The sequence below is a fragment of the Streptomyces sp. NPDC039609 genome (genome assembly GCF_055596705.1).
Genome location: NZ_JBVIUJ010000003.1, coordinates 87,580 through 110,639, shown reverse-complemented (window position 1 = coordinate 110,639; position 23,060 = coordinate 87,580). Strand labels below are relative to the sequence as shown.

The 23,060-nt window shown below is 71.5% G+C and carries 15 protein-coding genes; 12 read left to right on the top strand and 3 right to left on the bottom strand.

Annotated features, from left to right (window positions below; all coding sequences use genetic code 11):
• Positions 1-95: 95 nt before the first annotated feature.
• The 3 genes from ACZ561_RS09620 to ACZ561_RS09610 are packed head-to-tail and all read left to right on the top strand — an operon-like array spanning position 96 to position 2,372.
• Positions 96-1,160, top strand: coding sequence for a LacI family DNA-binding transcriptional regulator (locus tag ACZ561_RS09620; RefSeq protein ID WP_470992948.1), 1,065 nt, complete (start codon positions 96-98; stop codon positions 1,158-1,160).
• A complete protein-coding gene (locus ACZ561_RS09615) occupies positions 1,141-1,671 on the top strand; it encodes a SigE family RNA polymerase sigma factor (protein WP_376433103.1) in 531 nt (176 codons plus the stop codon). The genes ACZ561_RS09620 and ACZ561_RS09615 overlap by 20 nt, the downstream gene beginning before the upstream one ends.
• A gap of 26 nt (positions 1,672-1,697) precedes the next feature.
• Positions 1,698-2,372 (top strand): hypothetical protein, encoded by a 675-nt coding sequence (locus ACZ561_RS09610; RefSeq protein ID WP_470991609.1) that lies wholly within the window; start codon positions 1,698-1,700, stop codon positions 2,370-2,372.
• Between the two features lie 18 nt (positions 2,373-2,390).
• Here the strand turns inward: ACZ561_RS09610 and xylA are convergent, their stop codons facing one another.
• Positions 2,391-3,584, bottom strand: coding sequence for a xylose isomerase (gene xylA, locus ACZ561_RS09605; protein ID WP_470991606.1), 1,194 nt, complete (start codon positions 3,582-3,584; stop codon positions 2,391-2,393).
• Positions 3,585-3,731: 147 nt separating this feature from the next.
• Here xylA and xylB point away from each other — a divergent pair, with 147 nt between their 5' ends.
• Together xylB and yicI are read left to right on the top strand one after the other, a co-directional pair.
• Positions 3,732-5,210: a xylulokinase gene (xylB, locus tag ACZ561_RS09600; RefSeq protein ID WP_470991604.1), complete on the top strand. Its 1,479-nt coding sequence runs from the start codon at positions 3,732-3,734 to the stop codon at positions 5,208-5,210.
• Between the two features lie 70 nt (positions 5,211-5,280).
• On the top strand, positions 5,281-7,545 hold the full coding sequence (gene yicI, locus ACZ561_RS09595) for an alpha-xylosidase (RefSeq protein WP_470991601.1): 2,265 nt from the start codon (positions 5,281-5,283) through the stop codon (positions 7,543-7,545).
• Positions 7,546-7,760: 215 nt separating this feature from the next.
• Here yicI and ACZ561_RS09590 read toward each other — a convergent pair whose 3' ends face one another.
• On the bottom strand, positions 7,761-10,589 hold the full coding sequence (locus ACZ561_RS09590; RefSeq protein ID WP_470991598.1) for a glycoside hydrolase family 3 C-terminal domain-containing protein: 2,829 nt from the start codon (positions 10,587-10,589) through the stop codon (positions 7,761-7,763).
• Positions 10,590-10,972: 383 nt separating this feature from the next.
• On the opposite strand from ACZ561_RS09590, the gene ACZ561_RS09585 reads away from it, so the two are divergent.
• From ACZ561_RS09585 to ACZ561_RS09555, 7 genes are all read left to right on the top strand, one after another.
• Positions 10,973-12,649 (top strand): type 2 periplasmic-binding domain-containing protein, encoded by a 1,677-nt coding sequence (locus ACZ561_RS09585; RefSeq protein WP_470991595.1) that lies wholly within the window; start codon positions 10,973-10,975, stop codon positions 12,647-12,649.
• Between the two features lie 2 nt (positions 12,650-12,651).
• A complete protein-coding gene (locus tag ACZ561_RS09580) occupies positions 12,652-13,710 on the top strand; it encodes an ABC transporter permease subunit (RefSeq protein WP_470991592.1) in 1,059 nt (352 codons plus the stop codon).
• Positions 13,707-14,669 carry a carbohydrate ABC transporter permease gene (locus ACZ561_RS09575; protein ID WP_470991590.1) on the top strand — a complete coding sequence of 321 codons (963 nt, stop codon included), beginning with the start codon at positions 13,707-13,709 and terminating at the stop codon, positions 14,667-14,669. The genes ACZ561_RS09580 and ACZ561_RS09575 overlap by 4 nt, the downstream gene beginning before the upstream one ends.
• Positions 14,670-14,730: 61 nt before the next feature.
• Positions 14,731-17,010 (top strand): WD40/YVTN/BNR-like repeat-containing protein, encoded by a 2,280-nt coding sequence (locus ACZ561_RS09570; protein ID WP_470991587.1) that lies wholly within the window; start codon positions 14,731-14,733, stop codon positions 17,008-17,010.
• Positions 17,010-18,986 carry a beta-galactosidase gene (locus tag ACZ561_RS09565; protein WP_470991584.1) on the top strand — a complete coding sequence of 659 codons (1,977 nt, stop codon included), beginning with the start codon at positions 17,010-17,012 and terminating at the stop codon, positions 18,984-18,986. Before ACZ561_RS09570 ends, ACZ561_RS09565 begins: the two co-directional genes overlap by 1 nt.
• Complete coding sequence (locus tag ACZ561_RS09560; protein WP_470991581.1) at positions 18,983-21,199, top strand: glycosyl hydrolase family 95 catalytic domain-containing protein; 2,217 nt, start codon at positions 18,983-18,985, stop codon at positions 21,197-21,199. The genes ACZ561_RS09565 and ACZ561_RS09560 overlap by 4 nt, the downstream gene beginning before the upstream one ends.
• 35 nt (positions 21,200-21,234) lie before the next feature.
• Positions 21,235-21,966: a glycoside hydrolase family 12 protein gene (locus ACZ561_RS09555; protein ID WP_470991578.1), complete on the top strand. Its 732-nt coding sequence runs from the start codon at positions 21,235-21,237 to the stop codon at positions 21,964-21,966.
• Here ACZ561_RS09555 and ACZ561_RS09550 read toward each other — a convergent pair.
• Entirely contained in the window at positions 21,953-23,017 is a 1,065-nt protein-coding gene (locus ACZ561_RS09550) for a LacI family DNA-binding transcriptional regulator (RefSeq protein WP_470991576.1), read from the bottom strand. The genes ACZ561_RS09555 and ACZ561_RS09550 overlap by 14 nt on opposite strands.
• Positions 23,018-23,060 lie beyond the last annotated feature (43 nt).

The following is a 23,060-nucleotide window of genomic DNA, read 5'->3' as shown; positions in this document are numbered from 1 at the left end:
TCTTCGCCGTGAGCACGGCAAGCGATAAGGTCGCTTCCGCAGCGCGTCGAAGCGCTTGTCCGAACAGAGCCGTGGAGAACGGGGCGGAGATCAGCATGGTGACCCTCGCCGATGTCGCGCGCCACGCCGGAGTCTCGGCCAGCACGGTCAGCTACGTACTGAGCGGCAAACGGTCGATCTCCGCAGCGACCCGCGAGCGCATCCGACGCAGCATCGAGGAGCTCGGTTACCGCCCGCACGCGGGTGCCCGCGCGCTCGCCAGCAGCCGGACGAACATCCTCGCGTTGATGATGCCCATCCGTACCGACATGTACGTGCCCGTCCTCATGGAGATCGCGATGGCCGTCACCACGACCGCCCGCGCCCATGGCTACGACGTGCTGCTCCTCACCGGCGAGGAGGGCCCGGAGGCGGTCCACCGCGTGGAAGGCAGCGCACTGGCCGACGGGATGATCGTGATGGACGTCGAACTCGAGGACCCGCGCCTGCTCCCTCTGAAGGCGGCCGAGCGCCCCGCGGTCCTCATCGGCCTGCCCGCCGACACCAGCGGACTCAGCTGCGTAGACCTGGACTTCGAGGCCGCCGGCGCCCAGTGCGTGGACCATCTCGCCGAGCTCGGCCACCGGCAGATCGCCGTCCTCGGCGAGCCGCCGGCCGTCTACGCCCGGGGCACCGGCTTCGCCGAACGCACCCTGGTGGGGCTGCGCGGCACGGCGGCCGAGAAGTCGGTCGGCCTGCTCCACCGACCCTGCGACGGCACCTACGCCGCGGTGGCCGCGACCGTCGCCCGGATCTTCGAGGAACGCCCCGCCACCACCGCACTGGTCGTCCAGAACGAGGCCGCCGTCGAACCGCTGCTCGCGCTGCTGCGCCAGCAGGGGCGCGCGGTGCCCGAGGACGTCTCGGTGATCGCGGTCTGTGCCGGCCAGGTCGCGGCCGAGGCGTCCGTGCCACTCACCTCCATCGGCGTCCCTGCCCAGGAGATGGGGCGGCTCGCCGTCGAGAGGGTCTTCGCCCATCTCGAAGGGCAGGAGCCCGCCGGCACCGTCCTGATCGCACCCGAACTGGAAGCGCGCGGCAGCACGGGACCCGCCCCCGCGAGCGGACCGGAGCGCACCGGCGCCGGGGAGAGAGGCCGGCGTGGCCACAGCCGTCGATGAGGACGCGACGGAGTTCCACGAGTTCTTCGAGCGCCACTATGCCGAACTCGCCCGCCTCGCCCACCTGTTGACCGGTGAGGCGGACGCGGCCGACGATCTCGCGGCGGATGCGATGGTCGCCCTCTGGCACCGCTGGGACCGGGTGCGCTGCGCCGACCACCCCGTCGCGTACGCCCGGGGAGTCGTCGCCCACCTCGTCCGCAGCCGCATCCGCAGTGCCGTCCGCGAACGGCGCCGCGTCGCGCTGTTCTGGGACCGGCGCTCCGAACGCGTCGACGACCCCGACGTACCGGCGGTCGTCGACGTCCGGAGCGCGCTGCGCGCCCTGCCGTTCCGCAAGCGTGCCTGTGTGGTCCTGCGCCACGCCTTCGACCTGTCGGAACGGGACACGGCACAGGTCCTCGGCGTCTCGGTCGGTACGGTGAAGAGCCAGACCTCCAAGGGCATGGCCGAGCTGCAGCGCGTGCTCGGGCCCGGAGCGGCGTCGGAACTGGCCGGGAGGAAGGCGTGAGGGGTGAGGGAGTGGGGACAGAGCGCGTGACGAACGAGGACGAGCTGCGCGCAGGGCTGCGGGAGGCGGCCGAAGCCCACCGTCCGGACCGGGCCCGGATGCTCGCCCGGGTCGAGCGCGGCATGGCCGGGGACGCGCGATCCGTCCCCGCGCGGCCCGTCCGGTCCCTGCGCCCCGTGCCCTGGCTGAAGGTGGCCGGAGCGGCGGTGGCCGTCGCAGGGGTCTTCGCCGCGGGCGGCTACGCCGTGACCGCGCTGTCCGGCCCGTCCCGCTCGGCCGCAGCGGCCGGCTCCGAGCCGAGCGCGGAACCGCGGTTGCGGGCCGAAGGCGTGATCGACCCCGGCAGCAACCGCTATTGGGCGCAGAGCGACCTCACCGTCACCACCTCGACCCCGCTCTCCGGGCTCGTCGTCGAGCTACGGGTCGCCCAGACCGGAGGTGTCGCCTCCACCGGCAACTGGCGCACCCTGCCGGCCGAGGACTTCACCGTCTCGGTACGGGAGGACGGCGGCGCCCTCGTCTACCGCTGGACCCTGACCTCGGGACGTACCGTTCCGGCCGGACGCCATGTCTTCGCCGGCCAGTACAACCACGCCGAGGGCGGGCGCGACGCCGGATCCGACACGTACACGGTCACGGGGACGGACACCTCCGGCCACCGGGCCTCCGCACGCGGCGGCTTCGCGCCCACCGCTCCGTAGGACTTGTCGGCAGCCGGGTCAGCGGACCGCGAGAAGGTGCTCCAGAGCCAGTTGGTCCAGACGCTCGAAGGCCATCGAACGACCGGCCGCCGCGGCCGGGTCGAAGGACTCGTACGCGGTGGGGTCGGCGAGCAGCCCCGCGAGACCGTCGGCGGCCGTGGGGGTCGCCAGCTCCGGAAGCCGGGAGGCCACCAGCGCTTCCTGGACCTCCGGGTCGGCGCGGAAGGAAGCCGCACGCTCCTTCAGGATCAGGTAGTTGCGCATACAGTTCTTCGCGGACTCCCACACTCCGTCGAAGCCGTCGGTGCGCACCGGCTTGAAGTCGAAGTGCCGCGGCCCCTCGTACCCGGCGCTCTCCAGGAGGTCCACCAGCCAGAACGCCTGGCGCAGGTCACCGGCCCCGAAGCGGAAGTCCTGGTCGTACTTGATGCCGGACTGGCCGTTGAGGTCGATGTGGAACAGCTTGCCGGCCCACAGGGCCTGGGCGATGCCGTGCGGGAAGTTCAGCCCGGCCATCTGCTCGTGGCCCGTCTCCGGATTGACGCCGACCAGCTCCGGCCGCTCCAGGCGCTCGATGAACGCGAGCGCGTGCCCGATCGTCGGCAGCAGGATGTCGCCGCGCGGCTCGTTCGGCTTGGGCTCGATCGCGAACCGAAGGTCGTAGCCTTGCTCGGTGACGTACTGGCCGAGCAGGTCGAAGGCCTCCTTCATGCGGTCCAGCGCCACGCGCACGTCCTTCGCCGCGCCCGACTCGGCGCCTTCCCGGCCGCCCCAGGCGACGTAGGTCGTGGCGCCGAGCTCGACGGCCAGGTCGATGTTCCGGATCGTCTTGCGGAGCGCGAATCGGCGTACGTCGCGGTCGTTGGCGGTGAAGCCGCCGTCCTTGAACACCGGGTGCGTGAAGAGGTTCGTGGTGGCCATCGGCACCTTGAGGCCGGTGCTCTCCAGCGCGGCCCGGAAGCGCTTGACCACACCTTCGCGCTCGGTCTCCGAGGCGCCGAAGGGGATCAGGTCGTCGTCGTGGAACGTGACGCCGTACGCACCGAGCGCGGCGAGCCGCTCGACCGACTCGACCGGGTCGAGCGCGGGGCGGGTGGCGTCGCCGAAGGGGTCGCGGCCCTGCCAGCCGACGGTCCACAGGCCGAAGGTGAACCGGTCCTCGGGGGTGGGGGTGAACCGGCCTCCGGGGGTGGGGGTGAAGCGTTCCGCCATGCTCTGTCCCTCTTTAGCTGCTCGGCCGCGGCGAACACCGCGAACTGATACGCGGCCAGGTCTGGCCCGGGTATTTGTTTTCTGAGATAACTAATACGGCAACGCGCGAGAGCGCGCCAGAGGCCGAGTCGAGGAAAGGTGAACGCCATGCCGGCGACACACCCCGTGGTGATCGGTGTGGACAGCTCCACACAGTCCACCAAGGCAGCCGTGGTCGATGCCGCCACCGGCGCCCTGCTCGCGGTCGGCCGCGCCCGGCACACCGTCACCGGAACCGGCGGCGCGCGCGAGAGCGACCCCGAGCAGTGGTGGTCCGCCCTCGGAGAAGCCGTCGCCCGGGGACTGAAGGAAGCCGGGGTGGCCGCGTCCGCCGTCACCGGGATCGCGGTCGCCGGGCAGCAGCACGGCTTGGTCGTCCTCGACCCCACCGGCCGCCCCCTGCGCCCCGCACTGCTCTGGAACGACACCCGCTCGGCGCCGCAGGCCGCCGACCTCACCGACGCGCTCGGCGGCCCCGACGCCTGGTTGGCGCGGGCCGGCTCGGTGCCCGTCGCGTCCATGACGGCAGCCAAGTGGCAGTGGCTGTGCGAGCACGAGCCCGCCACCGCCGCGGCGACGGCAGCGGTCCGCCTGCCGCACGACTTCCTCACCGAGCGGCTCAGCGGCGTCGCCGCCACCGACCCCGGGGACGCCTCAGGCACCTGCTGGTACTCCACCGCCGACGGCGCCTACGACCCCGCGCTCCTCCAACTCCTCGGCCTCGCACCGGAGTCGCTCCCGGTCGTCGCCCCGAGCGGCGCCACCCGCGTCGGCACCCTCACCGCCTCTGCCGCGGCGACGCTCGGCCTCCCGGACGGCGTCGCCGTCGCCGCCGGAACCGGCGACAACATGGCCGCCGCCGTCGGACTCGGCCTCGGCGGCGCCGGACACCTGGACCACCCCGTCGTCAGCCTCGGCACCTCCGGCACCGTCTTCGCCGCCACCCGCACCCGTCCCGCCGCCCCCGGGCTCGCCGGCTTCGCCTCCGCCGACGGCACGTTCCTCCCGCTCGGATGCACCCTCAACTGCACCCTCGCCGTCGACAGGTTCGCCGACCTCCTCGGCCTCGACCGCGAGGACGCCGTCCCCGGCGACGGACTCGTCGTCCTGCCGTACCTCGACGGCGAACGCACCCCCGACCTGCCGCACGCCGCCGGACTCCTCACCGGGCTGCGCCACACCACCACCCCACGAGCGATCCTCGGCGCGGCCTACGAGGGCGCCGCCTTCACCGTCCTGCGCGCCCTCGACGAACTCCTCGCCGCCTGCGGGCTCGACCCCGCCGACCCCTCGGTCCGGGACCGTCCGCTGCGCCTGATCGGCGGCGGCGCCCGGGGCAGGGCCTGGACGGAGACCGTACGCCGGCTCTCCGGGCGGCCCCTGATCGTCCCGTACGCGACCGAACTCGTCGCCCTCGGCGCCGCCGCCCTCGCTGCGGCGGCTGCCTCCGGCGAGGACCCGGTCGCCGTGGCGACCGCGTGGGGCACCGGCCACGGCGAGCTGCTGCCGGCGTCGGCCAAGGACCACGAGACCTGGGACCGCATCGCCGGGACGCTCGAACGCGCCACCCCCGCCCTGCTGTCCTGACACGACCTGAGACCGACCCGCCGGCGTCCCACTCACCGCCCCGCACCGCACCAGAGCGACGAGGACCACGATGAAGTTCACCAACGGCTTCTGGCTCATGCGAGAAGGCGTCCGAGCCTCCTACGCCACCGAAGTACGCGATCTGCACGTGAGCGCCGACCAGTTCACCGCATACGCCTCCGTGAAGCGCGTCGAGTCGCGCGGCGACACGCTCAATTCGGCGCTGATCACCGTGGAATGCTTCTCGCCCGCCGAGGGCGTGATCGGGGTGAGGCTGACCCACCACGCCGGAAAGGCGCACCACGGACCGGACTTCGTCCTGCCGGGCGACATGCCCTCCGCCGCCACCGTGCACCGGGAGGGAACCGTCACCGAACTGACCACCGGGCCTCTCACCCTGCGCCTGGACCGCGCGGCCCCCTGGGCCCTGGAGTTCCTGGACGCGCACGGCCGACCCCTGACCACGGCGGGCCCCAAGGGAACCGCCTTCGTCACCACGGCCGACGGCGCCCACCACATGGCGGCCCAACTCGCCCTGGGCGTCGGCGAGAACGTCTACGGACTCGGGGAGCGCTTCACCCCGTTCGTCAAGAACGGCCAGACCGTGGACATCTGGCAGGCCGACGGCGGCACCAGCAGCGAGCAGGCCTACAAGAACATCCCGTTCTACCTCTCCTCACGCGGCTACGGCGTCTTCGTCAACCACCCCGGCAAGGTCTCCTTCGAGGTCGGCTCGGAGTCCGTCGGCCAGGTGCAGTTCAGCGTCGAGGACCAGACGCTGGAGTACTACGTCGTCGCGGGACCGACGCCCAAGGACGTCCTCACCCGCTACACCGCCCTCACCGGCCGTCCCGCGCTCCCGCCCGCCTGGTCGTTCGGCCTCTGGCTCACCACGTCCTTCACCACCCCCTACGACGAGGCGACCGTCACCGAATTCGTCGACGGCATGGCCGAGCGCGGCATCCCGCTCTCCGTCTTCCACTTCGACTGCTTCTGGATGCGGGAGTACCAGTGGTCGGACTTCCAGTGGGACCCCGAGACCTTCCCCGATCCGTCCGGAATGCTGGCCCGGCTCAAGGAGCGGGGACTGAGGATCAGCATGTGGATCAACCCGTACATCGCACAGAAGTCGACGCTGTTCGCCGAGGGACTGGCCGGCGACTACCTGGTCAAGCGGCCGAACGGCGACGTCTGGCAGTGGGACCTGTGGCAGCCCGGCATGGCCCTGGTCGACTTCACCAACCCGGAGGCCCGTACCTGGTTCCAGAACCGGCTGCGGCCGCTCCTCGCCCAGGGCGTCGACTGCTTCAAGACGGACTTCGGTGAGCGCGTCCCCATCGACGTCGAGTGGCACGACGGCTCCGACCCGGAGCGGATGCACAACTACTACACCCACCTCTACAACCGGACGGTCTTCGAACTCCTGCTGAAGGAGCGGGGCATGGGCGAGGCGGTCCTCTTCGCCCGCTCCGCCACCGCCGGCGGCCAGCAGTTCCCGGTCCACTGGGGCGGCGACTGCTGGGCCTCCTTCGAGGCCATGGCCGAGTCGCTGCGCGGCGGTCTGTCGCTCTCCCTGAGCGGCTTCGGCTTCTGGAGCCATGACATCGGCGGTTTCGAGGGGACGCCCGACCCCGCCGTCTTCAAGCGCTGGCTCGCCTTCGGTCTGCTCTCCTCGCACAGCCGGCTGCATGGCAACGAGACCTACCGGGTGCCGTGGGAGTTCGGAGAGGAAGCGGTCGACGTGGCCCGGCGGTTCACCGAACTGAAGCATCGGTTGATGCCGTACCTGTACGGCGCCGCGGTCGAGGCACGCGCCACGGGCGTGCCCGTCATGCGGCCCATGCTGCTCGAATTCCCCGAGGACCCGGCATGCCGGACCCTCGACCGGCAGTACATGCTCGGACCCGATCTGCTCGTCGCGCCCGTCTTCTCGGCCGACGGCGAGGTCGAGGTCTATCTGCCCGCGGGTGAGTGGACCCATCTGCTCACCGGTGAGACGGTCTCGGGACCGGGCTGGCGCCGAGAGGTCCACGGCTTCGACAGCCTGCCCCTGTACGTACGCCCCGGCACGGTGCTCCCGATGGGCGCCGACCAGCAGCGCCCGGACGGAGACTGGCTCCAGGACCTCATGCTCCTCGTGACTCCGGGGACGGTCGACCGGACCGTCACCGTGCCCGACACGCACGGGGAGACGGGGGCCGTCTATCGCGTGGTCCGCACGGGCGGAGGGTTCCGGGCGACCACCCACGACACCGACCGCCCCTTCCGGCTGCGGTTGGTCGGAGGCGGCGCGGCCGAGGGGCGTTCGGAGGTCGCCGTTCCCGCGCCGCACTGACGTCCTGCGCCGCACTGACGTCCCGCGCCGAGACGGCGCCGGGCACGACGAAGACCGCAGGCACACGAAGGCCGACCGCACGACGAAGACCGCAGGCACACGAAGGCCGACCGCACGACGTAGACCGTCGGCACGGCCAGGCCGGCGGCACGACGAGGGCCCGGCACCGAAGAGATTCGGTGCCGGGCCCTGTCGGTCGCGCTTCGTCCGGACCCTCAGCCGGAGAAGGCGACGTGCGCGAGACGAACGGTCCCGCGCAGCTCGATGCGGAGATCGGCGACCCCGCGCGCCAGGATCTCCGCGCCCGCGGTGACGTACGCGTACGGTCCGCCCGTCGCCGCCACCTCGATCACGGCAAGCGGAACGCGATCCACGCCCGTCCCCAGGGCCAGCTCCACCACGCCCTCGCCTGCCGCCTCGATCGTCACCTCGGTCGCACCCTCCCCGAAGTCACAGCGCCGGAAGACGAGTTCGCCCTCTCTGCCGGGGTCGGCCGGGGTGACGGAGTCCCCGGACACCTTGGTGCGGTCGACGATCTCCGTGCCGCTCTGCTCGTCGTACACGACCGCGTCGAGGCCCAGCTCCATGACCGGTCGCGGGCCGGACCGTACCCCTTGGACCTCCAGAGGCGCGGAGACCCGGAGCTCCGCCGACGACCCGCCGACGAGGATCTCGTACGTCCCCGGCTCGACCGACCACCGCCCGTGCGCCACGTCCCAGAACCCCAGCGCGGAGAGCGGGACCTCGAACGACAGAGCCTCGGACGCGCCGGGGGTGAGGTGGAGGCGGCGGTGCGCGACGAGCTCCCGGTGCGGGCGCGGCACCGACGGGGCCACGGCCCGTACGTACACCTGGGCCACCTCGTCGGACGCGACGGCGCCGGTGTTCGTGACCGTGCAGGAGACGCGTACGAGCTCCCCGTCGATGCGCGCGGCCGCATCCGCGTATCCGAACGTCGTGTACGACAGGCCGTGTCCGAAGGGGAACAGCGAGACGCCGTCGAAGTACAGATACGTCTGACGGCCGCCGATGACGTCGTAGTCCAGCAGGTCGGACAGGTCCGTGTCGGAGGCGTACCACGTCTGGGGGAGGCGGCCCGCGGGAGAGACGTCGCCCGCCAGCACCCGGGTCAGCGCGGTGCCGGCGGCCTGGCCGCCGTGCGCCGTCCACACCAGCGCGGGCAACGCCTCGGCGGCCTCGGCAACGGCGTACGGGTATGAGGAGACGAGGACGAGCGCGGTCCGAGGGTTCGCCGCCACGGCCGCGCGCCACAGCCGGTCCTGCCGCCCGGGCAGTGCCAGCGTCGTACGGTCCTCGGTCTCGCGTCCGTTGATGTGGGGGTCGTTGCCCGCCACGACGAGGACGACGTCCGCGTCCGCCGCGGCCAGGGCGACCGCGTGCTCGCCGTGCTCGACGACCTCGACGGTGAGGGTCTCGGCGGATGCGCGGTCGGCGGCAACCTTCACGCCGTCGGCGGCGACAGACACATAGCCGCCCGTCCCGATGTGCACCAGGAGGTGTCCCTCGCCGTGTTCCATCCAGCGGAACGTCTCCTGGACGACCCAGCCTCCCGGCTGATCGGCCGAGGCCCGCACGAAACCGTCCTCCGCGACGGACAGATACCGCCCGTCGGGCGCCCGCAGCGTGAGCACCCCGCCGCCCCAGTCGGTCAGCGCGAACACCGAACCCTCCGCGTCCGCGGTCAGCGGCGGGAGGTCGGTGCGGCCGGTGAGCAGCGCCGGGTCAAGGGCGCCCTCGGTGCCCCGGGCCTCGTCGGGCGCGCCGTTCTCGGGTACCCGCAGCCACGCGCCCGCGGTGGTCCGCAGCGTGACCCGGTCGGAGCCGTCGGCGTGGCGCACCCGGTCGGAGCCGTAGTGCTCGCGCACACCGTCCAGCGGGGTGGAGCGGTGCAGCAGCGTGCCGCTGTACCAGTCGAGCTTGCACTCGTCGGCGAGCGGACCGACCACGGCGATCCGCTCGTCGGCGGGGAGCGGAAGCAGCGGGCCGCCGCCGTTCCGCGGCTCGTTCTTCAGGAGCACGACGGCCTGTTCGGCCGCTTCGAGGGCCAGGGCCCGGTGCTCGGGCGTGTCGAACGCGCCCTGCGCGACGTCGGGGGTGAGCTCCGGCTCGAACTCGCCGAGTGCGGCGCGCACGGCGAGCTGCCTGCGCACCGCCGTGTCGATGTCGTCCTGGTCGAGGAGTCCCCGCTCCAGCGCCCCGCGGAGGCGGGCGACGATCGGCTCGGCGTCCGTCCCGTGATCGGTGAAGGAGTCGACGCCGGCGCGCAGCGCGGCCGCCGTGGCCTCCTCGTGGGTGGCGAAGTAGTGCTCGTGCTCGACCAGGTTCGTCGGTGCGCCCGCGTCGGAACAGACGAGGAGCTCCTGGTCGGTCCAGGTGCGCAGGTGCTCACGCAGATAGGGGGAGAGATGGTTCGGCCGGCCGTTGACCAGGTTGTAGGCGGGCATCACGCCGGCCACCGCGCCCGCCTCGACAGCGCCGCGGAAGGCCCGCAGATCGTATTCGTGCAGTACCCGCGGTCGGACCGACGCGGACGAAGTGGCCCGGTCGGTCTCGTTGTTGTGCGCGAGCCAGTGCTTGAGCACGGGGGCGGTGCGCCAGTACGTGGCATGGTCGCCGCGCAGACCACGGGTGTACGCGACGGCGATCGCGGACGTGAGGCCCGGGTCCTCGGAGTAGCCCTCCTCACCCCTGCCCCACAGGGGGTTGCGCAGCAGGTTGACGGTCGGCGCCCAGACGTTGAGCCCGACGCGTTCGTCCTTGGCGCGCATTGCACGCGCCTCCCGGGAGACTGCCTCACCGATCCGGCGGACGAGTTCCGGGTTCCAGGTCGCGCCCAGGCCGACGGCCTGGGGGAAGACGGTGGCGGGTCCCATCCACGCGACGCCGTGCAGCGCCTCCTGCCCGGTGCGGAAGGCGGCGAGGCCCAGACGGTCCACGGCGGGCGCGAACTGGTGCAGCATCGCGATCCGCTCATCGGGCGTCAGCCGCGCGAGGAGGTCGTCGATCTGCCGTTGTACGGTCACGTGCGGTTCCCTTCATTCGAAGCGCTTCGAATGCTCGGTCCGATCCTTCGTCAAGTCAAGACGTCAGTGTGGTCGATGACCTTCCTGCCCCTGAAGCAAGGGGAGTTGTATCTCTTATGACCTCCCTCTCTGTCGCAGGCGAATCTTGCGCCCGACTCTTGCCGGGTCTGAGGCGTTCGCCTAACCTCGCAGCAACATCGAAGCGCTTCGACAGGTATTCGACGGGCTTCGGCAGGCTTCGACGCGCATCGTCACCGCTTGTCGAGCACGCCGCGGGCCGGACGGCCCGCCCGCTTCCACGCTCCATGCCCCACCTCGGACTTCGCAGCCGACCGGCGGCCACAGCCGCCGAGTGTCCCGGCGCGCCACGAAGGGTTGACGCAATGACGCCGAACGACGCCGTCTCCAGCCGGAGAAGCTTCCTCGCCTCCACCGCCGTGGCCGCGGCAGCGGTCGCAGGAGGGATGCCGCTGCTCGCCGCCTGCGGCGGAGGGGAGACGGCGAAGAAGGACGGGACCACCACCGGCAAGGACGCACAGAAGATCCTCCCCGCCTTCGTCGCCCGCACGGTCGTCGCCCCGGACATCCCCTCGAAGAACGGCTCCGCGGACGGCTTCTTCCGGGCCATCCCCAAGGACAAGCTGGCCACCTCCGTCGCCACCAAGCGGGGCAAGGGCAGCGCCATCCGGGTCATGGCCCCGTTCTGGGGGACCCCGCCGGCCGCCGACAACGCGTACTACACGGCCATGAACGACGCCATCGGCGTCAAGGCCACCTGGCTGAACCAGGACGGCGCCGTCTACGACCAGAAGCTCGGCGCCATCCTCGCCTCCAGCGACATTCCCGACGTCGTCGTCGTCCCCGGCTGGAACCTCGGCGGCAAGATCCCGAGCGCCGTCAACGCCAAATTCGAGGACCTCGGACCGTACCTCTCCGGCGACAAGGTGAAGGCATACCCGAACCTCGCGGCGATCCCCACAGACGCCTGGCAGCGCTCCATCTTCGGCGGGAGCCTTCGCGGGCTGCCGATGCCCGCCTCGTACGTCACCAACATCGCGCCCTTCTACCGCAAGGACGTCTTCGACGCGAAGGGCTGGCAACTGCCCAGGAGCGCCGACGAATTCCTCGCCCTCGCCAAGGAGATCACCAGCGCCAAGGCGAAGGTGTGGGCCTGCGGCGACATGACCTGGACCGCCTACAACATGTTCGGCGTCCTCTCCGGCAGCGAGAAGTCGCTCGGCTGGAACCTCGTCGACGGCAAGCTGGTCAACCGCATCGAGACCCCGGAGTACCTCGAAGCGCTGGAGTGGACCCGCAGGTTGTTCGACGCGGGCGTGGTTCACCCCGACGAGAAGGCGCAGAACCAGGGGGACGCCGGCAACCGGTTCACCGCGGGCCAGGTCCTCATCTACAACAACGACCTCTCGCACTGGTACGCCAAGACCGCCGAACAGGCAGCCCAGAACCCGAATTTCGCGATCTCGGCGATGGACATCCCGGGGCACGCGGGCGGCAGTCCCGAGCTCTGGGCGACCAACCCCGCGAACATCTGGGCCTTCGTCAAGAAGGGCAGCTCCCAGACCGTCATCGAGGACGTCCTCGCCATGGCCGACTTCACCGCCGCCCCGTACGGCACCAAGGAACGGATGCTCACCGACTACGGAGTCGAGGGCGTCGATCACACCGTGAAGAACGGGATGCCGGTCAAGACCGATCAGGGCAACATCGAGGTCTCCAGCTCGTGGCTGTTCGTCGCCAGCCCCGCCCCCTACGTCGCCCACCCCGACTTCCCCGAGGCCACCCGGGCGACGGTCGAGTGGCAGCAGCGCATGGGCGCGTTCACCGACAAGTCCTCCTTCTACGGGATGACCGTCGTCGAACCCTCCCAGTGGACCGGCCTCATGAACGACTTCGAGCAGCTGGAGAAGGACGTCGTCCGCGGCCGGAAGAAGGTCTCCGACATGCAGCAGGCGGTGTCGGAGTGGAAGAGCAAGGGCGGCGATCAGCTGCGCGACTGGTACAAGAGGCTGCTCGACGCCAACGGATCCGCGGCGAGCTGACCGTGACGCACAACCCCACCCCGACCAGGCCCCGATCCCGGTCCAGGACCGTTCCGGGGTCCCGGCAGCGGTCCGGGTCCCCGCCCGGGTCGCGGCCCGGGACCACGTCACCGGACCGCACCCGGTCGTCCGGACGGATCCCGCTCGGTCGCCGGCTGAAGCGGGACCGAGCCCTGCTGCTGATGACCGTCCCCGCGCTCCTCCTGGTCCTGGTCTTCAACTACATACCGATCCTCGGCAATGTGGTCGCCTTCCAGGACTACGACCCGTACATCTCGACCAACGGCGTCACCGCCATGCTGGAATCACCTTGGGTCGGTCTCGCCCAGTTCGAACGGGTCTTCGCCGACCCGGCGTTCTGGGACGCGGTGGAGAACACGTTCGTCCTCTTCCTGCTCCAGCTCCTCCTGTACTTCCCGGTGCCGATCGCGCTCGCGCTGCTCATCAACAGCGTGCTGCGGCCGCGGCTCCGCGCGCTGATCCAGGCCGTGCTCTACCTGCCGCACTTCTTCTCCTGGGTCCTCGTCGTCACCGTCTTCCAGCAGATCCTCGGCGGCGCGGGCATCATCGCGCAGACCCTGCGCCAACACGGTCACGAGGGCTTCGACCTCATGACCGACCCGGAGATCTTCACGTTCCTCGTCACCGCCGAGGGAATCTGGAAGGACGCCGGATGGGGCGTGATCGTCTTTCTGGCGGCACTCGCCGCCGTCAACCAGGACCTGTACGAGGCTGCCGCCATGGACGGCGCCGGCCGATGGCGCCGCATGTGGCACATCACCCTGCCCGCTCTGCGCCCGATCATCGCGCTCCTGCTCGTGCTGCGGGTGGGTGACGCGCTCACCGTCGGCTTCGAGCAGCTGCTGCTCCAACGCGACGCGGTCGGGCCCGGAGCAGCGGAGGTGCTGGACACCTTCGTCTGGTGGACCGGACTGCGCAGCCAGGACTTCAGTTACGCGGCGGCCGCCGGTCTGATCAAGGGCGTGGTCGGTCTCGTGCTGGTCCTCTCGGCGAACAAGGTCGCCCATCTCATGGGCGAGCAGGGGGTGTACCGGAAATGACCACCACGACACCGGGCCCGGGGCGGACGGTCCTGAGTACGGCAGCGGAGCCCGGGCGCTCGCGCTGGGCCCCGCCGGACCGCCCCGTCTGGGAGGAGCCGCCCACCCGGGCCGGACTCACCGCCAAAGGAGCCGTCCTCGGCCTCGCCTGCCTGGCCGTGCTGGTCCCGCTCTGGATCGTGATCGTCACCAGCCTCTCCTCGAAGAAGACGATCACCGAGGCGGGCGGGCTGGTGATCGTGCCCCGGGACATCACCTTCATCGCCTACCAGGAGCTGCTCAGCGGAGGCCAGGTCACCCGCGCCGCCCTCGTCAGCGTCGGGGTGACGGTCACCGGCACCGTCTTCTCGATGGCCGTCTCCATCCTCTGCGCGTACGGGCTGTCCAGGCCGGGATCGGTCGGGCACCGGGCGATCCTGCTCACGCTCATGGCCACCATGTTCTTCGGCGCCGGGCTCATCCCCACCTATCTGCTGGTGCAGACGCTCGGTCTGACCGACACCTATCTCGCGCTGATCCTGCCGAGCGCGGTCAGCGTCTTCAACATCCTCGTCCTGCGCGGCTTCTTCATGGGGATCTCGCCCGAACTCATCGACAGCGCCCGGATCGACGGCGCCGGCGATCTGCGCATCCTGTGGCAGATCGTGATGCCGCTCTCCCGCGCGGTCATCGCCGTCATCACGCTCTTCTACGCCGTCGGCTACTGGAGCGCCTGGTTCAACGCGTCGATCTACCTCAGCGACCAGAACATGATGCCGCTCCAGAACGTGCTCATCCAGCTGGTCCAGAAGCAGGAGATCCCGGTCGGTCTCGGGCAGGCCGTGAAGGCCGGCCCGCTCTCCGGGCTCGCCGTGCAGATGGCGGTCATGGTGCTCGCCCTGCTTCCTGTCGCCGTGCTCTCCCCCTTCGTGCAGAAACACTTCAAGAAGGGGATGCTCACCGGCGCCGTCAAGGGGTGAGCCCCGCGTTCTCGCCATGCCGCCTTCCTCCCACCGTTCCCCGTCCAGCGTGAGGTTCGCCATGCCTGTGTCCGTCCCCGTCGGCGCTTCCCCCGGCGGCCCCTCCGTCATCGGCGCCCCCGCCGCCGGCCCTTCCTCCTTCGGCGCTCCCGCAGTCCGGCGACGCACCGTCCTCGCCGGAGCCGGGGCCGTCGCGGCCGCCACCGCCCTCCCGCTCGCGCAGGGGACGGCACGCGCCGACAGCCCGGCGAACACCACGCCCTACCGCTGGCGCACCGCCGTGATCGGCGGCACCGGCTTCGTCACGGGCATCCTCTTCCACCCTTCCGTACGCGGGCTCGCGTACGCCCGCACCGACATCGGCGGCGCCTACCGCTGGGACTCCGGCGCGAACCGCTGGGTCCCCCTCACCGACCATCTCGGCTGGGACGACTGGAACCTCCTGGGGGTGGAGGCGCTCGCCGTCGACGTCGCCCACCCCGACCGCCTCTACCTCGCTGTCGGCACCTACAGCCGGCCATGGGCCGGGAACGGCGCCATCCTGCGCTCCGAGGACCGCGGCGCCACCTGGACCCGTACCGATCTGACGGTGAAGCTCGGTGCCAACGAGGACGGCCGCGGCACGGGCGAACGGCTCCTCGTCGACCCCCGCGACAGCGACACCCTCTGGCTCGGCACCCGCCACGACGGCCTGCTGAAGTCCACCGACCGGGGCGCCACCTGGGCCCCCGCACCCGGCTTCCCCGCCCGGCCCTCGGAGAGCGGCCAGGGCGTGACCTTCCTCGTCGCCGCCGGCCGCACCGTCTACGCCGGCTGGGGCGACGGCGGCACCACCCTCCTCCGCACCACCGCCGACGGCTGGCAAGCCGTGCCCGGCCTTCCCGCCGGCCCTTCCGCCAAGGTCCCGGTCCGTGCCGCCTTCGACGTCTGCGCGCACGAGCTGTACCTCAGCTACGCCGACGCCCCCGGCCCGAACGGCCAGAGCGACGGCTCCGTCCACAAACTGAACACCCTCACGGGCCGCTGGACCGATGTCACCCCCGTCCGCCCCGGCGGCACCACATCCGACGGTTCCGCCGACACGTTCGGCTACGGAGGGCTCGCCGTGGACGCCCGGCGCCCCGGCACCGCCGTCGTCGCCACCAACAACCGCTGGGCGGCCGTCGACACCCTCTACCGCACGACCGACGGCGGGCGCACCTGGAAGTCCCTCAAGGACTCCACCGTCTTCGACGTCTCCGAGACGCCCTTCCTGAAGTGGGGCGGGGACGAGCCCAAGTTCGGCTGGTGGATCCAGGCGCTCGCACTCGACCCGTACGACTCACGGAACCTCCTCTACGGCACGGGCGCCACGATCTACGGCACCCGCGACCTCGTGCACTTCAGCCCGCGCGTCCGAGGCCTGGAGGAGTCCGCCGTACGCCGGCTGATCTCGCCACCGACAGGCAAGGCGCATCTGATCAGCGGACTCGGCGACATCGGCGTCCTCTACCACGACACCCTGACGGCGTCCCCCTCCGGCGGTATGGCCACCCGCCCGGTGTTCGGATCGGCGACCGGACTCGCGCAGGCCGCGCTCGTGCCCTCGCGGGTCGTCCGCACGGGCTGGGGCGACCACGGCAACGGCGCGTACTCCACCGACGGGGGCCGGACCTGGGCGCCCTTCGCCGCCCAGCCCGCCATCGCCGCGGACGCGCCCGGACCGATCGCCCTGAGCGCCGATGCGACCACCCTCATCTGGTCCTTCGTGCACTGGGACGGCACCCGGCACCCCGGGCACCGCTCCGACGACAACGGCACGACCTGGACGGAGATCCCGTCCTTCCCGAAGGGCGCCACGCCGGTCGCCGACCCGTCCGACCCAGCACTGTTCTACGCGTACGACACCGACACGGGCACTCTGTACGCCAGCACGGACAGCGGCCGCTCCTTCACGGCCCGCGCGAGCGGGCTGCCTTCGGGTGACACTCAGTTCCAGCTGGTCGCGGCCCCCGGACGGAGCGGCGACCTGTGGCTGAGCGTGAAATGGAACGGGTTGTACAGGTCCACCGACGGCGGCGTGAGCTTCGCCAAGGTGACCAGCTGCTGGGCCTCGTACACGCTCGGCTTCGGCAAGGCGGCCGCCGGCGCCGACTACCCGGCGATCTACCAGGTCGGCGCCACGGGCCCCACCACCGCGGTCCTCCGCTCCGACGACCTGGCGCGGACGTGGACACGGATCAACGACGACGCCCACCAATGGGGGTGGACCGGCGAGGTCATCACCGGTGACCCACGCATCCACGGCCGGGTCTACCTGGGAACCAACGGACGCGGCATCCAGTACGGGGAGCCCGTCTGATGCCGACGCTCGACGACGCCACCCGCGGCCGGATCCTCTTCGGGGGCGACTACAACCCCGAACAGTGGCCCGAGGAGACCTGGAAGGACGACGTCCGCCTCATGAACGAGGCCGGAGTCACCTGCGTCACGCTCGGCGTCTTCTCCTGGTCCAAGATCGAACCCCGCCCGGGCGCCCGTGAGTTCGGCTGGCTCGACCGGCTCATGGACCTCATGCACGACCACGGCATCGGAGTCGTCCTCGCCACCCCCACCTCCTCGCCGCCACCCTGGATGGGACGCCTCCACCCGGAGACGCTGCCGCGCGACGAGAACGGGCAGACGGAGTGGTGGGGCTCGCGCCAGCACTTCTCCCACTCCAGCGCCGTCTATCGCGGCTACGCCGCCGCCCTCACCGAGGACCTCGCCGCCCGCTACGCGACGCACCCCGCGCTCACCATGTGGCACATCAACAACGAGTACTGCACCTACGACTGGGGCGACGAAGCCGCCACCACCTTCCGCCGCTGGCTCCAGGACCGATACGGAACCCTCGACGCGCTCAACACCGCCTGGGGCACTGCATTCTGGAGCCAGGGCTACGACTCCTGGGACGAGATCCTCCCGCCCCGCCGCGCCCACTACATGAAGAACCCCACCCACGTACTCGACTTCAAGCGCTTCACCTCCGACATGCTCCTGGAGTGCTACCGCGCCGAGCGGGACATCGTGCGCCGCCACACCCCGCACATCCCGGTCACCACCAACTTCATGCCCTTCTGGTCCGGCCAGGACGCCTGGCGGTGGGCCGCGGAAGAGGACCTGGTCTCGATCGACGTCTACCCCGATCCGAAGGACCCGCTCGGCGGCCAGTACAACGCGATGATCGGCGACATGACCCGCTCCCAGGCGGGCGGCGGACCATGGATGCTCATGGAACAGGCGGCCGGACCGGTCAACTGGCGAGGCGTCAACCATCCCAAGCCGTACGGGCTCAACCGGCTCTGGTCCCTCCAGGCCGTCGCCCACGGCGCCGATGCCGTCTGCTACTTCCAGTGGCGCCAGTCCCGCCAGGGAGCCGAGAAGTTCCACTCCGGCATGGTCGGCCACGCGGGGGAGCGGGGCCGCACCTTCCGCGAGATCAAGGAGATCGGCGCCGAACTCGCCCTCCTGGGACCGCGGATGACCGGAACCCGCGCCCACGCCGACGTGGCGATCCTGCACGACTGGCACTCCTGGTGGGCCGGAGAGCAGGAGGGCAGGCCCTCCTCCCTGCTCCAGTACCCCGAGATCGTCCGCGCCTGGCACCGCGCCCTGTGGGACAACCACGTCACGGCCGCCTTCGCCCATCCGGCCGCCGACCTCACCCCGTACCCGCTCGTCGTCGTCCCCCACCTCTACCTCCTCGACGACGAGTCGATCGACAACCTCCTGGCCCATGTGCGCGAGGGCGGCACCCTGGTCTGCGGCTTCCTCACCGGCGTCGCCGACGAGGACGACCGCGTACGCCCCGGTGGCATGGACCCCCGGCTCCGCGAGCTCTTCGGCATCGACCTCGTCCACGAATGGTGGCCTCTGGACGCGGGCGAGCACACCGATTGCGGCGAGTTCCACGGCACCCTCTGGTCCGAGGAGATCCAGGCCGCCCCCGGCACGCACACCGTCGCCGGCTACCGCGGCGGCGAGCTCGACGGACTGCCCGCCGTGCTCCGTAACGGCCGCGCCTGGTACGTCTCGACACTTCCCGAGCCCGCGGCGCTGCGGGACCTGCTCGGCGAGGCCGCCCGAGACGCGGGCGTCCGCCCCGTCCTCGACGACCTTCCGACCGGCGTCGAAGCGGTACGCAGAGGACCGTTCCTCTTCGTCCTCAACCACGGTCGGGAGCACGCCGCCATCACCGTCCCCGGCCGCCACCACGACCTGCTCACCGGCGCGACCGTCGAGGGCTCGCTGCGGCTCGGCCGGTACGGAGCGGCCGTGCTTCAGGAGGCGACGTGATCCACCGGACATGGGAGGGACGCCCGGCCGCCCGCTGGGAGGACGCCTTCCTGGCCGGCAACGGCAGGCACGGGGCCATGGTCCTCGGCGATCCCGACGACGACCGCGTGATCGTCACCCATCACACGCTCGTACGTCCCCTCCACCGTGACGAGGACATCCGCCCGCCGCTCCTGGCCGCCGAACTCGCCGGGCTCCAGGACCGGTTGCTCGCCGGCGACACCACCGCTGCCGAACAGTTCACCGACGGACGCCCGCTGCGCTGGGTACGCCCGTTCCACCCGGCCTTCCAGACCCGCCTCGCCCGCGCGACCTCCGACACGCACGGGCGCTACCGGCGATCCGTCGACTTCGCCACCGGTGTCGCGACCGCGACTCGGGGCAAGGCCCGCAGCGAGGTCTTCGTCTCCCGCGCCGACGACGTCGTCGTCCAGTACGTCACCCACCCCGGCCGGCGGACCGAACTCCTCCTGGACCACAGGCTCCCCGGCGCACCCCACGATCTCGCGGTCGGCCGGAGCGCGGTCCTCACCCCGGGCGGCGTCCTCCTCGCCCTGCGCGCCCGCTACCCGGGCAGCACCCTCGGGTACACCGGCGTCACCCTCGCCGTCGCCACCGGCGGCCGGGCCTCCCTCTCCCCGGCGGGCGCCCACTTCGACGACGCGCGGCGGCTCCTGATCCTGACCCGGGTACGCCGCCACGAAGGCGAAGCGGACACGACCCCGGAGGCGGAAGCGCTGCGCGCACTGTTGGTCGGGGACCCCGAGGAGCCGACCTCGCCGCACGACCTCGACGCGGTCCACGCGCGTCTGCTCGCCCGCCACACCGAACGACACCGCGCAGCCTACGAGCGCGTGACGCTCGACCTCGACGCGGACCCGGCCGAGCGCGCTCTGTCCGGCTCCGCGCTGCTGCGCCGGACGGGCAGCCCCGCCCTCCTGGAGCGGCTCTTCGCCGCCGGCCGCTACCACCTCCTGTCCTCCTCCGGCATGCTGCCGCCCCGCCTCACCGGTCTGTGGACCGGCGACTGGAACACCGCCTGGTCCGGCGCCCTCACCCACGACGCCAATCTCAATCTGCAGACGGCCTCTGCCGCCGCGGCCGACCTTCCCGAGGTGACGGCGGCCCATGCACGCCTGGTCCAGGGCCAGTTGGCCGACTGGCGGGACAACGCCAGGGCCGTCTTCGGCGCCCGAGGCATCGTGGCGCCCGCTCATACCGATGGCGTTTCGGGGCACTCGTACCACTTCAGCCGCGAGTACCCCCTTCACCTGTGGACCGCGGGCGCCGACTGGCTCCTGAAGCCACTCCTCGACCACGACCAGACGCACGGCACACCCGATCCCGAGACCGCCTCCGCCGTCGCCGAACTCGCCGTGTTCTACGAGGACTTCCTCACCCGCACGGGACCCGACGGCCGGCTCGTCGTCGTCCCCTCCTATTCACCGGAGAACCGGCCCGTCGGCGGGGGCTGGGGAGCGATCAACGCGACCATGGACCTCACCGCGGCGCGCCACGCCCTGCTGACTGCGGCCGACTACGGTACCGATGCCGCCGCCGACCGGTGGCGCGCCCTCGCCGACCGGCTGCCCCCGTACCGGATCAACGCCGACGGAGCGCTCGCCGAATGGGCCTGGCCCGGTCTCGACGACCGCTACGACCACCGCCATCTCAGCCATCTGTACGCCGTGTGGCCGCACGGGGAGATCAACCCGTACGACACCCCAGACCTGGCGAAGGCCGCCCTTCGGGCGCTCGAACTGCGCGGCAGCGAGAACGACTCCGCTCACGGACACCTGCACCAGGGCCTGACCGCCGCCCGGCTGCGGGACGCCGACCGCGCGGCAGAGGCGCTCCGACGGGTCCTGACGGGCGACTACTTCCACGACTCCCTCATGAGCGCGCACTATCCGGACCGCGACGTCTACAACGCCGACGCCGCCCACACGCTGCCCGCGCTGCTGATCGAGATGCTCGTGCAGTCGACTCCCGGCCGCCTCGTGCTGCTGCCCGCGCCACCCGCCGCGTACCCCTCGGGCCGGCTCCTCGGCATCCGCACCATGTTCGGGGCCACCGTCGACCTCACCTGGAGCCCGGACACGTACACCGCCGTCGTCCGCCCCACCCGTACCGGACGGATCGACGTCAGGACTCCCGCCGGCGCGCGCCCAGTCGACCTGCGCGCCGGCGAGAGCCGCGTCCTCACGCCGTGAGGCGCGGCCGACCCCCACCCCTGGAAGGACCGACCATGGCACGACGTACGACCCTCGGCAGCCTGCGGACCGCTCTGCTCGCCCCCGTGCTCGCCTTCGGCGCGACGCTCGGCCTGGCGGCCGCACCCGCCGAGGCCGCCGTCTGGAACACCTGCGACCAGTGGGGCAACACCACACTGGGTGGCTACACGCTCTACAACAACATCTGGGGCTCGGGCGCCGGCGCCCAGTGCACGTGGGCCAACTCCGGTACGAACTGGGGCGTCTGGGCGAACCACCCGAACACCGGCGGCATCAAGTCGTATCCCAACGCCAAGAAGGTGGTGAACCGTCGCATCAGCGCCTTCACCACGCTGACCAGCAACTACGACGTGACGGTGCCCGCCGCGGGCGCGTACAACAGCTCGTACGACATCTGGGACACCGACTACGACTACGAGATCATGCTCTGGGTCAACGCCAACGGCGCAGTCGGCGCGCTCGGCGACCACCAGGGCGACGTCGCTCTGGGCGGCCACAGCTGGAGCGTGTACAAGGGGAAGGTGCCGCACGCCGACGGCACGTCCCACGACGTGTTCTCGTTCCTGCGGACGTCGGACTCCACGGCGGGGACGGTGAACATCCTGCCGATCCTCAAGTGGATCAAGGACACCAAGAAGTGGATGGGGGACGAGACGATCGGCGACGTGCAGTTCGGCTTCGAGATCACCTCGTCCTCCGGCGGCCTCGACTTCCGGGCGAACAACCTGACCGTCAGCGCCGGCTGAGCCGCCGCGCCGACGCCGACTCCTTCGTCCGCGCCTTCGCCGGCGCCGGGCCCGAGCTGTCCCGCACGGTCAGCTCGGGCGCGAGGAGTGCCACGTCGTCCTCGCCGTCCTCGGTGCCACCACCGAGCTTGGCCACGAGCCGCTCCACCGCCTGCCGCCCCAGTTCCTGCGCGGGGATGGCGACCGAGGTGAGAGGTACGGAGGCCTGCGCCGCCACCTGCTCGGGGCAGACCGCGACCACGGAGACGTCCTCCGGCACGGCCCGTCCATCGCGGCGCAGCAGGGCGAGGAGGGGCTCCACCGCGGCCTCGTTCTGCACGACGAGCGCGGTGGTGTCCGGCCGTTCGTCGAAGACGCGGCCGAGGGTGGCGAGGACCGCCTCGTAACTGCCCTCGCAGGGGCGGTGGAGAACGCGCAGACCGAGCTGGTCCGCCCGGCCCCGCAGCCCGCTGAGGGTCCGCTCCGCGAAGCCGGTGTGCCGTTCGTAGACGCCGGGGGCCTCGCCGATGACGGCGATCTCGCGATGACCGAGGCCGGCGAGGTGCTCGGCGCACAGTGCGCCGCCCGCGGCGAAGTCGAGGTCGACGCAGGTGAGTCCGGTGGGATCGGCCGGGAGGCCGACCAGCACGGAGGGCTGCCCGCAGATACGGAGCAAGGGGAGGCGCTCGTCCTCGAGCTCGACGTCCATCAGGATCAGCGCCTCGGCGAGACCGCTGCCCGTGACGCGCCGTACGGCCGCGACCCCCTCCTCACCGGTCAGGAGCAGCACGTCGTATCCATGGGCGCGGGCGGTCGTGGCGACGGAGATGGCGATCTCCATCATCACGGGGACGTACATGTCGGTCCGCAACGGCACCATCAGGGCGATGATGCGCGACCGACTGCTGGCGAGGGCGCGGGCGCCGGCGTGCGGGTGGTAGCCGAGACGCTCGATGCTGTCGAGGACGCGGCGCCGGGTTCCCGCCGAGATCGAGCGCTTACCGCTGAGGACGTAGCTCACCGTGCTGGCCGACACCCCGGCGTGCCGGGCGACCTGAGCGAGGGTGATCATCCGTTCTCCCGTCCGTGGTGAAGCGCTTCGAGAATCTCTCCGC

Excerpts from the sequence above, each read along its gene's own strand:
- ACZ561_RS09565 (WP_470991584.1), top strand. The coding sequence starts at position 17,010 with ATGCCGACGCTCGACGACGCCACCCGCGGCCGGATCCTCTTCGGGGGC.
- ACZ561_RS09570 (WP_470991587.1), top strand. The coding sequence starts at position 14,731 with ATGCCTGTGTCCGTCCCCGTCGGCGCTTCCCCCGGCGGCCCCTCCGTC.
- xylA (WP_470991606.1), bottom strand. The coding sequence starts at position 3,584 with ATGGCGGAACGCTTCACCCCCACCCCCGGAGGCCGGTTCACCCCCACC.
- yicI (WP_470991601.1), top strand. The coding sequence starts at position 5,281 with ATGAAGTTCACCAACGGCTTCTGGCTCATGCGAGAAGGCGTCCGAGCC.
- ACZ561_RS09575 (WP_470991590.1), top strand. The coding sequence starts at position 13,707 with ATGACCACCACGACACCGGGCCCGGGGCGGACGGTCCTGAGTACGGCA.
- xylB (WP_470991604.1), top strand. The coding sequence starts at position 3,732 with ATGCCGGCGACACACCCCGTGGTGATCGGTGTGGACAGCTCCACACAG.
- ACZ561_RS09555 (WP_470991578.1), top strand. The coding sequence starts at position 21,235 with ATGGCACGACGTACGACCCTCGGCAGCCTGCGGACCGCTCTGCTCGCC.
- ACZ561_RS09585 (WP_470991595.1), top strand. The coding sequence starts at position 10,973 with ATGACGCCGAACGACGCCGTCTCCAGCCGGAGAAGCTTCCTCGCCTCC.
- ACZ561_RS09550 (WP_470991576.1), bottom strand. The coding sequence starts at position 23,017 with ATGATCACCCTCGCTCAGGTCGCCCGGCACGCCGGGGTGTCGGCCAGC.
- ACZ561_RS09620 (WP_470992948.1), top strand. The coding sequence starts at position 96 with ATGGTGACCCTCGCCGATGTCGCGCGCCACGCCGGAGTCTCGGCCAGC.